This is a genomic window from Dyadobacter sp. CY261 (assembly GCF_021440085.1).
In the GTDB taxonomy this organism is placed as follows: domain Bacteria; phylum Bacteroidota; class Bacteroidia; order Cytophagales; family Spirosomataceae; genus Dyadobacter.
This window is the reverse complement of sequence record NZ_JAKCPW010000007.1, coordinates 17,912-32,201: the sequence shown is the minus strand read 5'-3', so window position 1 is coordinate 32,201 and position 14,290 is coordinate 17,912. Positions and strand designations below refer to the sequence as shown.

6 protein-coding genes are annotated in these 14,290 nt (G+C 47.9%); all 6 read right to left on the bottom strand.

Annotated elements, in window-relative coordinates:
• Positions 1-27 precede the first annotated feature (27 nt).
• The 6 genes from LZD49_RS19695 to LZD49_RS19670 all read right to left on the bottom strand — a co-directional run bounded on the left by LZD49_RS19695 (position 28) and on the right by LZD49_RS19670 (position 14,162).
• Positions 28-3,612 carry a VCBS repeat-containing protein gene (locus LZD49_RS19695; protein WP_234669290.1) on the bottom strand — a complete coding sequence of 1,195 codons (3,585 nt, stop codon included), beginning with the start codon at positions 3,610-3,612 and terminating at the stop codon, positions 28-30.
• Positions 3,613-3,635: 23 nt separating this feature from the next.
• The gene (locus tag LZD49_RS19690) at positions 3,636-5,165 is read right to left on the bottom strand and encodes a RagB/SusD family nutrient uptake outer membrane protein (RefSeq protein ID WP_234669289.1); all 1,530 of its coding nucleotides are present in this window, start codon (positions 5,163-5,165) and stop codon (positions 3,636-3,638) included.
• A 26-nt stretch (positions 5,166-5,191) separates the two neighbouring features.
• On the bottom strand, positions 5,192-8,404 hold the full coding sequence (locus LZD49_RS19685) for a TonB-dependent receptor (RefSeq protein WP_234669288.1): 3,213 nt from the start codon (positions 8,402-8,404) through the stop codon (positions 5,192-5,194).
• A gap of 70 nt (positions 8,405-8,474) precedes the next feature.
• A complete protein-coding gene (locus tag LZD49_RS19680) occupies positions 8,475-11,537 on the bottom strand; it encodes a glycosyl hydrolase (RefSeq protein WP_234669287.1) in 3,063 nt (1,020 codons plus the stop codon).
• A 179-nt stretch (positions 11,538-11,716) separates the two neighbouring features.
• Positions 11,717-13,486, bottom strand: coding sequence for a sensor histidine kinase (locus tag LZD49_RS19675; protein ID WP_234669286.1), 1,770 nt, complete (start codon positions 13,484-13,486; stop codon positions 11,717-11,719).
• Between the two features lie 28 nt (positions 13,487-13,514).
• Complete coding sequence (locus tag LZD49_RS19670; RefSeq protein ID WP_234669285.1) at positions 13,515-14,162, bottom strand: response regulator transcription factor; 648 nt, start codon at positions 14,160-14,162, stop codon at positions 13,515-13,517.
• Between the last annotated feature and the right edge of the window lie 128 nt (positions 14,163-14,290).

The following is a 14,290-nucleotide window of genomic DNA, read 5'->3' as shown; positions in this document are numbered from 1 at the left end:
ATTAAAAATGTTTAATAAATATCAAAACTAGTGCAACCCTTCATCGCCTTTCACCTGCAGTTGCTGACCTCTACTGTCTGTTATGGTGACATTAGCAACGTCTTTGTCAATCGTGAGAAAACGGCCCGATTGCGACAGAAATGAGGATCCGTAGGTGAATTCCTGTTTCAGAATTTTTCCGTTTTTATATTGCACTCGGGCACTCATATCCGTGATTTTTAAGGGAATGTAATGGACGTTACGTTTTAATTCAAATGCCTTTACTACGTCTCGATTCTGGCTGGCAATCAGCATATAGCGTCCATGACTACTTCGTAATTTTACCAGCGCTTTTCCGTTGCCTGGAATGTAAAGACCACTTTGTAGAATCGACTGAGGATTGAAATTGCCTCGCCCGTCGCCTAGTAATACCAAACCGTTTAACGCATCATACCGGCCTATCGAAACGTCGGTGCCGTGATCGTTGCCAGTTATTGCGACGTCCAGATTTCCGTCTCCGTCATAATCATCGACGACCATGCCGTTCAGGATAGAGATTTGTGCCTGTTTCGGAAGAGGAATCAGCGCGAATTTCCCATTGCCATCGTTTCTCAGAAAACAGGATTGCAGCATGTTCGCTTTCAGGCGAATGGCCCCTTGACGTTGTTCGACAGAGAGCAGATCCTCCATCGGGGTTTCGGCAAAAGATTTGAAGTCGCCGTACTTCTTTTTAAAACTGTTCATTTGTTTGATCAAATCCTCCCGACCGTGCATGGGAAATTCTTTGAGCTCCCCATTCTGGTTTGGCAAGAAGAGCGACGGAATAGCTGAGTAGTTGCCGCTATTGTCAAAATCTTTGGCCGTTATGTACACCGGGTGCTGTTCACTCGCCTGAAACAGTGTGTTCAGCCCCGCATTGCCCACAATGTAATCCATCCGGCCCGTGTGCCGAAAATCACCTGCGACAATGCTATTCCACCAGCCTGGTTTGTCACCAACGCCGGTTGTTTCGGTAATGGAGTTAAATCGACCATTCTTATTCTTTAAAAATGTAATGGGCATCCATTCGCCGACAAAAATCAGATCTGGCCAGGTATCATTATCAAAATCAGTGACTAAGGCATCGCAAACCAGACCAATATCCGTCAGGGCGGGCGCTACTTCCTTAGTAACATCTGTAAATTTGGTATATCCATTCTGGCTGTCGTTTCGCAGCATAACGCTGGACACGGGTTTGGGATAATGCCAGGGTTCGACCCGACCTGAAACAAATAGGTCCAATTTCTCGTCGCGGTTGAAATCGACGGCACGAACACAGAATTTGCTGGTCAGATTAGTAGGTAAGGCATTCGAGGCCTCTGCGAAATTGCCTTTACCATCATTCATGTACAGTTTGTCCTGATAACCGGACGTGTTGGGAGCATTTTTGTAGCCGCCCCGGGCGATGTACAGATCTAACGCCGAATCGCCATTAGCATCAAAGAGCAGGATACCTTCGTCTTTATAATCGCCTTGAACAGCTTGTTGCGGCACAACATTTCGCTGTGAAAATTTCCCGTTTCGCTGCTGTAAAAAAATTTTGGCGGGATCGTGCGCATTTCCTCCGATTACCAGATCATCCGTACCGTTGCCATCCACATCGCCAACCGCCAGACCCGGGCTATATTCCGATAATTTATGCGGTAACAGTTTTTGAATGTTAAAGTCGATGAAATCAAATTCTTTGTGTCGGTATGTTAAACCGACTTCTTTTGTTACATCGGTGAACAGCGCGTTAACGGCTAGTTTTGGCTCTGACCAATCATAGTTTACGGACGCATTTTTACTGGACACAGTCAATCGCTGATCGACTTTGACATTTTGCATAACCTGCTTTTTCCCGTTTGGCCATTTAACGACGACAGAGTCAAGCTTCACGACGTTGCCCAGACCGAAATGGGCGATCAACTGGTTTGTAGACAGGTAGCCACGATAGGGCGTATGTTCATAAACCTGTTGCTTGTTTCCAGCGTAGTGAATGGATACAAACGTACCCAAACCAGCAACGTTCAGGCTATCTCCCACTATTGTCAGTTGCAGATAATGTGCGTTTTCCTTATCCCGTTCGCGGGCGTTGTTCTTATAAATTAGTGCTTTGTCGTTGATGTTGTTGATGACGATATCCAGCGCACCGTCGTTATCCAAATCGGCGTAAACCGCGCCGTTTGAAAACGTCGGCTGGTCAAAGCCCCAATCCGAGGTAACATCCCGGAAGGTCAGATCACCCGTATTTTGATAGGCGTAATTGGGAATCTTGACGACCGGGATCTGGGCTAAAATCTTCGCTTTTGTGGTCGTTTCGTTGGGGTGATCCCGATAGGCGATGAAATCATGATCTGTTACGTCTTTCGGATAGCCGTTGGTAACGATTAAATCCCGGAAACCGTCGTTATTGAAATCAGTCAGCAAGGGCGTCCAGCTCCAATCTGTTTGGGCTATGCCGCTCATAAAACTGATTTCACTGAAGGCCGGACTACCAATTGAATCCTTCGGCCCAACGCGCGGCCCCTGATTGAGTTGGAGCGTATTTCGAACGTATTGATACTGATACCCGTATAGATCAAAGTTGAGATAACTAGCGTAGTTATTGGCCATCATCATCATTTTCTTCCGGTAATTATCTTCCGGATTCATGTCCAGCTCCACCAGATCGGCCAATCCATCGTTGTTGATGTCGCCAATGTCTTGCCCCATGGCGTTGAGTGACGTATGCTTGAAATACTCACGGGAGCGGTCGGTAAAACTCCCGTTCTGGTTGTTGATGTAGAGAATATTGCTGGACAAAAAATCATTCGCAACAGATATATCTTTCCAGCCATCCTGATTCAGATCAACCACCGTGGCCGTGTGGCCAAAGCCATCCAGCGACATGCCCGACTGTGACGATACGTCAGTATACCGGGCATGTTTAACCGCAGCATCCCAATCGTTACAGAATAAACGTCCCGTACTGCGTCGGCCTTCAAAACGGATCAATCCAAACTGATTCGGATTTTGTTCTGGCGAGGCTTCATTAACCGTGAGGTACATATCCAGATCGCCATCGTTGTCATAATCAAAAAAGTTGGCCATCGTCGATTGCACATGGATGTCCAAGCCATATTCGGCGGCCAGTTCTTTGAAAATTGGCACGCCGTCGTTTGTTTCTTTTTGATTAACATACAATAAGTTACGACGCTGCAGCGAGTCTTTTGAAAGGGTGTTACAGACATAAATATCTTCCCATCCATCATTTTTGATATCGACAATGGCCACCCCTCTCCCCCATCGGCCGTCGCCATCGACCCCTGCCTTTTTGGTTACGTCACTAAACTCAAACGTTGCTCCCTGCGCCCCTTTATTCAGATATAACCGACTCGAAACGCGGTTGCCAACGAAGTAAATATCCGGCCAGCCATCTTTATTAAAATCGCCTATCCCCACGCCCCCGCCGTTATAAATATTGACCATATCCAGTGGGTTAATCGAGTCATTTTCAGCAATAAGATTGTTAAACTGAATACCCGACTTCGATGATGAAATGGCCTCAAATAAGGTATCGTCTTTGCAGGAAGCCAGAACAAATACAAAATAAAGAACGTAGTGAAATTTCATGACTCTGTAAAGTGCACTGCAGATCAGTATCCCGGGTTTTGCACCAGTTTTTCGTTGGTCGCAATTTGTCGTTGCGGGATCGGCATCAAGTCTTTTCCCGGGGGCACTGTAATGCCATACCGTTCTTTTACATACTTGGCTTGCTCACCTGACCGACGTAGTAAAAACCAGAGCGAGAATTCGCCCGCCAGCTCATGCCGGTACTCTTCCAGCAGAATTTTCATTACGTCCGATCCAGCCGCCGCACCAAGACCAGCACGTTTGCGAATTTGTCCGTTAATGATGGCCAATGCACCAGCAGAATTACCACTTTTAAATAGGGCTTCGGCTTTACTCAGCAGCACTTGCCCGTAACGCATCAGAATCAGGTTTTGACCGCTGAAGATATAAGCCGGATTACCTGAATTCCCCGTCGCAGCAGGGTCCCGCCAGGTTTTTACGCCATAGTACCCCGACCGCAATCCGTCCGATCCTTTCCACGGCTTCGCTACGGTTCCCAACGTGTTCATGCCAGGGTAGTTTTGCTTCACCAACGGGTAATCGCTAATCTTGATTGCCGGGCTGGGGTGAACATCGCCGGGACCAAGGACGGTTGGTAATTTCCGGGTATCACCTGCTTCAAACGAATCATACAGCTTCTTATCCGCGAAAGAGTATCCAAATTGCGACACTTCTTCCGGCATTCCGAAGGTTGCCAGCCAATGAGAGTCGTTCGCATGGCCCCACGACATATCGCTGCCAGCAATGTACTGAATCTCAAAAATGGCCTCTTTACCGTTTTGATTATTGAACTCATGGATGTTGACGAACTTATCTTCCAACTGGTATTTACCGGTTAATTGCTCATACGTAGCGGCAGCGTCGGCATATTTCTTCAACCACATCTGCGCATCACCAAGGTAAGCCAAGGCTGCTCCTTTGGTAGCCCGGCCAATATCAGCAGCTGCCAGATCCTGCTGCCAGGGCAATAAGTCAGCGGCTGCTTTCATATCAGCTGCAACTGCGGTAAACACCTCATCCTGCGTATTTCGGGGATGACGACCGTCGTCGGTTACGGTCTTTAATTCAAGTGGAACGCCACCAAAATTGGATGCCAGGTAATAGTAAAAAACACCTCTCAAAAATAACGTCTCACCCGTCAACCGATTGGCCAGCGTGTCCGAAATTACCTTGTTGGTTTTCATATTTTCAATAATCGGGATGGCTGAGTTAGCGCGCGCAACGCCTTGATACGCTCTTGACCAGAAAATATTCAGCGCGTCAAAACCGGTGGGCACTTCATACGTTTCAAAGAACGTATCGGCTCCAAAGTTTTTAAAATCCTGCGAAAGGAAATTGGCCTGATACCATAAGGCTTTCAGCGTAAAATCGACGTCGTGGAAAGTATCATAAATACCCGTCACGAGGGCAATGCCGTCTTCAGGCTTTTTGAACAGCGCGTCTTCCGTGATGCCCTGCGTATTTTTCTGTTCCAGGAACGACTCCTTACAGCTTATCGGCAACAGTACCACTGCCAGAAAACCGAGCAGACCTATTGTTTTATATAATTTCATATTCAGTTTATGTATATTGAGATAGATTAAAACTGCACATTAAGGCCTAGCGTAAAGAAGCGTGAGGTTGGGTAATTGCCCACATCAACACCTTTTACGGTCGCGCTCGTGCTGCCATTGTTTGGATCGCTAACTTGCCCTATTTCAGGATCTAGGCCTGTGTATTTGGTGAACGTAACCAGATTCTGACCGCTTACATATACCCGAATTCGGTTAGAAGTAATTTTGCGTACCAATGTAGATGGCAGCGTGTAGCCAATTTGCAGGTTCCGTAATCGCAGGAACGAGCCGTCCTCTACGTAGGCATCCGACACACGCGTGTTACCGCTTTTATCATCCCGGACAGCACGAGCGTAGGTAGTCGAGCGATTGGTTTCGGTCCAGCGGTTCAAATAAAACTCTTCGCTGACATTCTCCACGCCCACGCCTCCGTTGGTGGCCAGACTTTGCAGATTCCGTTTTGCATAGTTCAGAATGTCGTTCCCGACCGATGCATACCAGAACATGGAAACGTCGAACTGTCCATATGAACCATCGAAGTTTACGCCCCCAAAGAATTTCGGAATCGGGCTGCCAATGATCACCCGGTCATCGTCGGTGATACGTCCGTCAGGCTCAAGAACTCCGTCTTTATTCCTAACAGTAGGTTGATCGACAAAGCGCCGGTCGCCGGGAGCTGTAGAGGATGCCTGGTAAAACGTACCAGCGCCATTTTTCGCAGCTGCGGCCGCATTCAATGCATTGATTTCATCCTTCCCCTGGAAAATCCCAGCTGATTTGAAGCCGTAAAAAGCACCTACTTCACCACCGACCTGCGATTGGGAAAACGTCGTCCAAAGGTTGCCGCCAAAGGTCGGGAACCCCAGATCGGAAAAGTTACCGACTGAGGTGAGTCCGTCAGCAAAGCTTAGAATCTTATTGCTAACCGTCGTCACATTTGCACTGACACCCCATTTAAAAGGGTGACTCGACTCGCGGTATTCCAGCCCCAATTCCAGACCACTATTGCGAATGCTACCTACGTTCCGGGTGGCCGTACTAAAACCCGTTTGGCTAGGTACGTTCACGTTCAGCAGGAAACCGCTCGATGAGCGCACGTAGTAGTCAGCCGTGAAATTGATACGGCCATTGAGGAAAGACGCGTCCAGACCAATGTTCGACTGCGTCTGATTTTCCCACGTTAAATTCGGATTAGGTAACGCACTCAGGACAAGGCCATCGTAATACGTTTTCGTTTGCCCAAACACATAACCCCTGTTGTCGTTCCGGCTGCTTCCAGAACTATAGATACCCTGGTACTGAAACAGCCCAATATTCTGGTTGCCAGCTTTCCCCCAACTACCGCGTAACTTTAAGTCACTCAGCGCATTCACCGACGCAAGGATAGGTTCATCTTTCAAACGCCACGCTACCGACAGAGACGGGAATACGCCGTATTTGTTACCCGGGCCAAAACGTGACGAGCCATCCCGACGTACCGTACCGGTAATGATGTAGCGATCAAGCAATTTATAGGTCAAACGCCCAAACTGGGACGCCAGCGACCAGGTCTGCTGATTGCCATACGGCGTTACGGTCTGTATGGACCCCACATTGCGCAGTTCGTCGCTAATCAGCCCGGAGCCACTGGCGCCACTCTGGCGAAACCTATTTTCCTGTGCCGATACCCCGCCCACAAAATCAATCGAATGGATGCCAAATGTTTTGTTATAAGCAATTGTATTTTCCCACAACCACTCCGCCGTGTTGCTGGCATTCTGAGAATAAAAGGCTAATGGCGGCGTCAGTACCCGGTTGTTTGTTGGCGTGAAATAATAACCCGATCCATCGCTGGTGTTCCAGCCAAAGTTTGTTTTCAGACGCAAACCAGTAATGGGCGTAATTTCCAGATAAGTACTGGTCAGCAGGTTATTGGATTCCTGCTCCCGGTCGGTGGTTTCCAGATCAGCAATGACATTGGTACTCCCCGAAACCGCCGTGGCGCCTTTGGTGTAGTAGCCGTAATTCCCATTGGCATCCTTTACCTGGTCCGTCAACGGATTACCCGTCATTGTCGGTATAAGTTTGGTCAGGTTACCAACGCCATTCTGGCCCGAGCCAAAACCTACGAAACCACCCGTGCGGGTATACTTCATGCTGGTTGAAACTTTGAGCCATTTGGCGGGCGTATAATCCAGGTTCAGGCTACCATTGTAACGCTTGAAATTTGAAAACTTAATCGTTCCGCGCTGATCAAAATAGCCCAGAGAAAGGGACGTCTGCACCTTGTCGCTGCCACCACGCAAGGCCAGATTATAGTTTTGCCGGTAGCCGGTTTGGTACACTTCTTTCTGCCAGTCGATATTCCGTAGTGTCGATGGATTGCGCCATTCCGGTAAAATTGGATAGGATTCCTTGTCAGCGATCTCCGTCGCAAACGAAGCGAAATCCTGTGCATTCAATACTTTATATAATTTGGGAGTCGCCTGCATCGATCCGTAGGCATCGAACGAGACTTGTAACGCGCCCTGCTTCCCGCGCTTGGTCGTCACGATAACGACCCCGTTGGAAGCCCGGTTACCGTAAATGGCCGTTGCCGATGCATCTTTCAGGATTTCCATCGACGCAATATCATTGGGGTTCAACGTATTGAGACCGCCGGAAATAGGATAGCCATCTACAACGTAGAGGGGCGAGTTGTCGCCAAACGTACCCGTTCCGCGAATTTGAACGGAAACGCCACCACCCGGCGAACCATCGTTATTCGTCACCTGAACCCCGGGCGAGCGACCTTGAAGTGCCTGATCCAAGGTAGTAACCGGCACTTTTTCAATCTGTGCCGCACTTACTGAACTGATGGCACCGGTGATGTCTTTCCGCTGTTGCGTACCGTAACCCACCACGACAACTTCGTTCAAGGATTTAGCGTCCGGAACCAGATCTACATCAATGACCGACTTCGTACCAACCGCAATACTCTGACTCGTGTAGCCGACGCTACTGAACACCAGCGTTGCCGTGTTGTCGCGAACGGTGATCGTATACGTACCATCGGCGTTCGATACCGTACCGGTCGTGGTGCCTTTAATGGTAATGTTGGTGCCTGGCACAACACCGGCCCCCTGGCCCTCGGTTATTTTACCAGTAATCTGCCGGTCCTGTGCAACGGCTGTGCAAAGAGTTAGCACAACCAGAAAGAGTGAACTTAACGTCAGCGTTTTGTACTGATTGATTCTGTCAAATAATACAGTTTCTTTCATATTATATTAGAATTTATTGGTATGACGGGATAAGATTCTTTACCTCCGACCGATGCGTCAGGGTAAGTGGTTATGGTTTGATGATTTTTACGGTTGAGGACTCATTCAGCGTACTGACACGTAGTAAATAGATGCCGGTGCTTTTGCCCAAATGCAGTACTTGACGCTCTATTTCAGCGGCTTGATCTACCTTTTTTTCAAGTATAGTTGTGCCATTTACGGCAGTTAGCGACATCCACACCGCAGCTCCCGCGGCACCCCGAATGTCCACCTGGGCATTTTCTCCGACCACTGGATTTCCCAGCACTGAAACCTGTAAAGAAGTCGTTTTTTCATCAGCCGCCATACGTGCGGTGCTAAGCACAGCCGGCTCGGTCCCGAATACCAATTGACCTTTGTAATAGACTGTTACGTGGCTATTTGTATCCATTGCTGCCGCGGGCTTGTATGAATAGTCATTGCTCTCGTTAAATTTAGACCAGTCTGCCTTGGCAATTCGATACTGAATATTGCCGGTATTGCTTGCCGGGTACAGCATGCCCGCCGTTGGCTTGACATTCAGTTGTAAATAGGTATCGCCCTGGCTTCGACCCGCGTTCCGCACAAACTGACCCGTCACATTGGCGTTACCCAGCTTGGCATAGTCCGTGAAAAAATTCAGACTCTGCGTTCCTTCGGCCGTAAACCAGTAGCGTACTGATAGATCACCGTAGGAAATGGGCACATTACCCTCGTTAACGATGCTCATAAATGTATTGATCGAGCTGTTATTCGTTCCGCTGTTTCGGTTTTGGGTCAATGCTTTCAGTTTCACGACCGATGGAACCACATCCGGTTCAATACCCCAAATCAATTGCGCTACACCATCTGAACCAGTACGGTATAATGTGATGTGGTTGTTGAGGGTAAAATTCGTTGCAGCCTGATAAGAATAGTCGTCTTGCTCGCTCAGATTCGTATAATCGCTGTTGACAACCCGTGATTGGATTACACCTGAGTTACCAACCGCCAGATTACCCGCCGACGGATCAAAGCTGTATTCGAGATACCCGGTAGCACCGTTACGTGGATTGGGCAGAGCCACGTATTTTGTTTTGATTTTATTGCTGCCAAGTTGGGCATAGTCGATATAAGCATTGATACCCGCATAATTTTCAGCTGTAAACCAATACCGGACCGTAAGCTCACTATATGGAACTGGTGTTGATCCTTCATTAACAAGCATCAAATTTGGCCGGATAGTCGTGTTGTTGGCATTGCCTTTATCGGCATCCTGATATTGCACTTTTAGCGTAACAGGTGGCCGCCAGTTTGGAAGTTCATCCCGCGTGATCACATCGGTATCCGCATATACCGTTTTCAACTGATCAATTGGCTGTTTTTTGATATAATCCGCTCCCGTCCATACAGCAAACCAAGACCACCACGTAGCAAATCCGCGAACTTTGTCGGGGTTTGGCAAATTTCCCGTTTCGGTTAATGCTACCAGTTTTTTACCATTGAACAGGGCCTGCGCATTCGCCCAGTTACCACTTAAATTGGCCGTTGGGTCTGCATAAATATCTTCGCCAACGACATCCACATATTGATCGCCAGGGTACCAGTCGGGGTTGATTGTATCTGTACCTGTATATACCCAGATGAGGTTATGCAACTGGTGGTAATTGGTCATTCGATTGTACATCAATTGCCAGAGTTCCTTGAACGGACCCGCTCCTTTTGCTCCCCACCAGAACCAGCCGCCGGGGGCTTCGTGCAGCGGGCGCCAGAGAACTGGTACGTCAGCCGCCTGAAACTTTTTGAGTTGCAGGGCAATGGCGTCAATGTCGCTGAGCAACAGTTGGTAACGGGTGCTGTTTTTATCGGCCAGAGCAGCAGCCAGATCGAAGGTCGTAGCCTCGGTATAAAATCCCCGCCACCAGAGCTGATCGGGTGCTTGATTGATCAGATCGGTCGGCGCGTTCCAGTGCCACATCAGACTGATAAGCCCGCGGCCTTCGCCTTTCTTTGCCCAGTCGATAATGGCTTCGCTGTTACGCGTGGGCGACGTGCCAAACTGAACCCGGCTGGGCGAATAGTCCATCAGGTCGAACGAACCAATAGCCGGTTCCTTGCCCGTTTTTTCCAGGACATATTCGACATCATCTTGTTGGCCTGAAAGTACTTTACTACCATATTGATCAACCAGATACGAAAACAATCCCTTCGTTGACAACGTAGCCTGTGCATCGACCAGCATTTTTGAAGGCTTAATTGGCAGGGAGGCCGTTGTTCGCGTTAGCTGAATGTAGTCGATATCGAAGTATCCCCAACCTCTGTAGATGGTGATGGTATTTAGTCCGGCGGTCAACAGAAATTTGCCTGCGGCTGAATTGCTAAATCCCCCAAATGTTTGTTTTAATGTACTACTTCCTTTTTCATCATTCACCTGAAAGTCCACCCCTTTGTCGCCATTGGGTGATGCGTAGCCGATGGAAAAGTCATATAGCCCTGCGGTGGCGTTGACCGTAATACTTACCTGATCTGTCGCATTGTCGAAGCCTGTTACGTAGCCGGTTCCTGAATATCCAGCATTTGTGCTTGACATAGCCACGCCCGTCAGATCGCCAGCTTCGGCTTCGGCCCGCCCATTGACCAGCGGAACGACAGTCGGTGGCTTGACCGATGCGGGTGTCAGCACAATGAAGTCGATGCCGTAGTAACCCCAGTTCTTGTTAATGGTTATTGTGTTCTGTCCGTTCGGCAGTTGAAACGAACCGATTACGGCAGCTCCAAAGCTTGTATCGGTTAATTTCAAATCATGCTCGCTGCTGGCACCGTTCACCGTCAGCCGGGTCTTTTTATCGCCGTAAGGTGAGTAATACCCAATGGTGAGTTGATAGTTTCCTGCTGGGGCTGCAAAGGTAAAAACCATGTTATCGCCCCCGTTGCTGTCGTCATCGAACCCCCAGGCATAACCCGTCCCGGAATAACCGGGTTGATCTTGCACAATCTGTACGCCATTAAGGGTCACACCCTGAGCGGCTTCGGCTTCCAGTTTAATTGGATCGGCGCCAAATACCGATGTGCTAATGCTTAGTAAAGCAATGAGACAAATTGTGATAGTCCCTGTCAACCCTCGAAATGTTGACATAAAATTATTTAGTAAAAGAGTTTGCATACTCTAATAAGGTAAAAGTTAGGAATAGCCGAAATAGAATTTTACTTAGCAAAAATAGGACGGATCGACATGGAGATGCATTAAGGAAAACCCTACTTTTTAAAAACTTAGGGAAAACCCGAGATAAGGAAGCAGTATTCAATTTTGGATTCTCAAGCCACAGACGCTTCCGTTTTTTGTAACTTTTGCATAGGCAACGAAATCATAACCGACGTTCCTTTTCCGGCTTCGCCGTGCCACATAACCTGCCCGCCGAGGTAGGCAATGCGGGACTTAATGTTGGCGATACCACTTCCTTTTGATAGCAGATTATCGAAATCAGCCCCCAGGCCATCGTCATCGACACTAATCAAGATTGTTTCTTCATTGACCATAAGCTGGACCCTCACCACTTGAGCGTGTGCGTGTTTCAGCGCATTATTGAGCAACTCTTGCACTACCCGGTAGATCATGACGGCAGCTTCATCGCCCAAAGGGGGCATCTCGCCATAATGGTCTAAAATCAGCTTTGTTTTATTAACCAGATTCAGCTTTTGCACCAGGTCTTCCAGCGCCGGAACGAGGCCGAATGTTGATAGCGCATATGGGCGCAGATCGTTGGAGATCAGCCGGGTTTCGGTGCAGGCTTCATCCAGAAACTGGTTCAAGGGTTCCTTGACGGATAAAGGCAATTCTTCCTGATGCGCTTCAATAAATAGTTTAATTCGTGAAAGTTGAATGCCCAGACCGTCGTGTAGATCACGCGCAATCCGACTCCGTTCGCCCTCTTGCCCTTCGATCATGGCACGTAGCGATTTAAGCTCCAATTGTCGAATCTGTTGCTGTGCGATGACCGTGTGCTGATGATCAATCAATTTTTGCTGGCGCCTTAGATACACCAATGTAAACACGCCTATAATACTGATTATAAAGCCAATAAACAGCGCAGAATTCAATACGTTCTGGTTGCGACTTTGTTCTTCAACCAGTTGTTTTTCAACAGCCAACGTTTTGATCTGACTATCCAGTTCCTGCAAACGAATACTCTTTGTTTGTTCCGATGCGTAAAACTGCACCGTAAAATCGAGCGTTCTTAATGACCAATCGTATGCCTTTTTATAGTCGCCCATACGGGAATAGCTATCTGCCGTGTGACGCGACAATTCCCGCATCATGCCCAGACTATTTTCAGTCTTCGATAAGTTGTAGCTCTTCTGGTACGCTTCTATAGCAGCCATACTATGATGTCTGAATTGCTCAACCAGGCCCAGGTAAAAGTGATTCAAGGCAATTAACCAGTTAACCTTTAATCGATTTGATATGATCAGACTTCGGCTGGCAAAATAGTATGCAGAATCGGGCTGCTTGGCCAGTAGGTACGTATTGGCCAGCACACTAAGAGCATAGGCCTGAGAATAGGGCTGGTTGTACTTTACGCTAAGTCGCTCGGTTTCGCGCAGGTGCGTTTTCAAACTGGGCGGCATTGGCTCTACATGTTGAGCGATATTGTGCAAACCCAATCGGGATTCAATGACTTTGGGCATGTTATGGGTTCGCTCAAAATATTGCTGGGCTTTTTTCAGGTATTGTTCGGCGTAAGCATGCATGAAGTAATCCTGGCTGTAGTAGTCTCCTATCACCAGGTACTGATTAAAATATCCGAGTGAGTCGCCCATCAGGCTGTAGTATTTCAAGCTACTTAGGTAAGAATCCATCGTGTATTTATTGTATCCGTACTGCCGATGGTATAGTTTACCCAAGGAATCGTAAGCCTTTGCAGCCTGACTGTAATGCTCATCCTGCACCAAAATTTCAATCTGTCTTTTTAAGCTATCAACAGACGTCGTGTCCGATACCGCCTTAACGGATTGAAACCCGCCAGTTAGGATAACTAAGAAAAGGAAAATGATCCGCCAACCAGACCGAGGAGAACAGCATTTCATGAGCATTACGTGTAATGACAAAATAGAACTAATCAATCATTTGCATCTCCATAGCCGTCTTTATCAGTAGGGCTGTGTTAGGAACACCGAACTTCATAAGTAGACTGCTTCGGTGAAATTCGATTGCTTTGGCGCTCACAAATAACTGAGTTGCCATCTGCTGCGTTGTTAATCCCTGCGCAATACGGGTCAGCACTTCCGATTCGCGAGGGCTGAGGTGTGGTTTTGCGCCAATGCCGGCCGTTGACCTTCTGGTTTTGGGGCTATCGTTCAACAGAATTTGCGTGATCGATTGATTGAAATATTGCTTCTCGTGGTGAACCGCCTGGATGGCCCGTAGCAACTCCGTTTTCGTGGTATTCTTCAACAAATAGCCTTTCGCGCCCTTTTTCACGACCCGCTTAATGAGACTGGCATCGTCGTGCATAGTGAGTGCTACCACTTTCGTTTCCGGGTACGTACGGACTATATACTCACAAAGGCCAAGGCCGTCTTCAATGTAGGGAAACGAGATATCGAGTAACACGACGTCGATCGCAGTCTGGCTTAATCGCTCAATAACTGACTGTACCGTGTGGCAGCGCTCAGTCACTTCAATATCCAGTGATCCTGAAATAAGCGACTCGATGCCTTCAACAAAGACATTATGGTCATCCGCGATGAGGACTCGTATCATGTAATTTATATCTACCGATCGAAAGTACGATGAATCAGCGGTGAACATAATGCAAAAAGCTTCCACATTATAAATCTTAGGGAAAACCCTAGGACATTATTGCGGAATCAGACGTCATGTGTTAAGTT